The organism is Paenirhodobacter populi (genome assembly GCF_004022215.1).
Lineage (GTDB): Bacteria > Pseudomonadota > Alphaproteobacteria > Rhodobacterales > Rhodobacteraceae > Rhodobacter > Rhodobacter populi.
On the sequence record NZ_SAUZ01000067.1, the window covers coordinates 1 to 1,956 of the forward strand.

2 protein-coding genes are annotated in these 1,956 nt (G+C 63.4%); both read left to right on the forward strand.

Going from position 1 to position 1,956, the window contains the following annotated elements; all coding sequences use genetic code 11:
* Positions 1 to 84: 84 nt before the first annotated feature.
* Positions 85 to 735, forward strand: a complete 651-nt coding sequence (locus D2T30_RS22795) for an isochorismatase family protein (RefSeq protein WP_128210646.1) — start codon at positions 85 to 87, stop codon at positions 733 to 735.
* Between the two features lie 97 nt (positions 736 to 832).
* The coding region (locus D2T30_RS22800) for a quinone oxidoreductase family protein (RefSeq protein ID WP_206613072.1) at positions 833 to 1,956 on the forward strand (1,124 nt) is incomplete at its 3' end.

Here is a 1,956-nt window from a genome sequence, read left to right on the forward strand (position 1 = left end):
GCAAGTTGCGTGCAGGCCATGTCGCCCTCTGGCGCAGGCCCCCCGGCGGACACTCCCGCTCACATGGTAACGGAGGAAACATCCATGACCTTTCGCAACGGCCTCGATTCGCTGCTTCGGCCCGAAGATTCGGTCCTCGTTCTGATCGACCACCAGCCCTACCAGCTGGCGAACCTGAACAGCCACGATCCGCAGGCTGTGGTCAACAGCGCGACCGCGCTGGCGAAGCTGGCAAAAGCCTTCGAGGTTCCGACCATTCTGACCAGCGTGATCGCGGGGCGCGGTGGACTTCTTTTCAAGCAGATCACCGATGTATTTCCGGGTCAGGACGTCATCGACCGCACCTGGGTGAACACCTGGCAGGACGAGAATGTGGTGAATGTCGTCAAGGCGACCGGCCGCAAGCAACTGATCATCGCCGGCCTGTGGACCGAGGTCTGCGTCGCAATGCCCGTCATCCAGGCCGCCGGCGAAGGCTGGGACGTGACCGTGATCACCGACGCGTCGGGCGGGATTTCGAAGGAATCCCATGAAGTTGCCATTCAGCGCATGATCGCGGCCGGCGCGAACCCGATGACCGTGATGGCGCTTGCCGGCGAATGGCAGCGCGATTGGGCGCGCACCGGGCATGTCGAGCAGCTGACCGATATTCTCATCCAGCACTTCGCCGGCAGCGGCATCGCCTATCTGTGGGAGCAGCAGCTTCTCAACACCCCGGTGCCGAGCGAAGGCTGATCCGGGCAGCGATGGCGCGTTTCATATAAGTTCAGAACGGATCCGTACTCGCCATCCCGGCTCGCAGAGAAGCCTTGTGATGTCAGCGATGCATGCGATGCTGACCCTGACCGCCGGGGAAGCCTTCCGCCGATACGTCCAGACCGGCATGATGCTTCATGTTGCGCTTCCTTTCCTGATGCTTGTGGCTGGGAAATACAGACCACGCTTGCCATCGACTGGAAGCGCAACACTTTCTTCCTTTCCGGTGGAGATCGGCTCGAAGCCGATTCCCACTCATCCCGGTGACGGGCCCAACCGTTCACCGGGTACGCAACTGAGCCATGACAAAGCCATGAAAGCAGCCATCTATGATCGCCCCGGCCCGCCGGATGTCCTTCGCTATGCGGATGTGCCGGATCCGGTTTGCCCGGAAGATGGTGTCCTTATCCGCGTAGAGGCCGCGGCCATCGAGGGCGGCGACCTGATCAATCGTGCGTCCATGCCTCCACCCCATCCGGCCTTCGTCATCGGCTATGCGGCCGCCGGCGAAATCATCGCGGTCGGAAAGAACGTGAAGGATCGCCGGCTGGGCGAGAGGGTGACGAGCTTCGATCTTGCCGGGTCGCATGCGGAACTGCGTGCCGTTGCCGCCAGCCGGACCTGGCCTGTGCCGGAGGGGCTCGACATGTCCGCCGCCGCAGCTTTGCCGATCTCATTCGGGACTGCGCATCACTGCCTCTTTGCGCGGGGTGGTCTGACGCGCGGCGAAACCGTCCTCATCCAGGCAGGCGCAGGCGGCGTCGGGCTTGCCGCCATCCAGCTCGCGCATCAGGCGGGCGCGAGGGTGCTTGCAACCGTCTCCGGGGTCGCGAGGGCTGAACGCCTCATCGGGCTTGGCCTCGATCATGCGATCGACCATCGCGCGGCCGACGTTGTCGAGACGGTCATGCATCTGACAGGGGGTCGTGGCGTCGATCTCGTCGTGGACCCTGTGGGGTCAACGTTGCAAATCTCTCTGGCGGCGCTCCGTCCCGAGGGACGTCTGGTCTTCGTGGGCAATGCCGGTGGCTCGCGGCTCGATCTCGATCTGTGGCCGGCGCTGCAGGCGAACCAGTCGCTTTTCGGAGTCTTCATGGGAACGCAACTGGACAAGCCGGATGTCCACCGTACGGTTTCCCGGATGCTGAAGCTGGCGGCAACCGGGGATCTTGAGGTGGTCGTGGACAGGACGTTTCCGCT

Excerpts from the sequence above, each read along its gene's own strand:
- D2T30_RS22795 (WP_128210646.1), top strand. The coding sequence starts at position 85 with ATGACCTTTCGCAACGGCCTCGATTCGCTGCTTCGGCCCGAAGATTCG.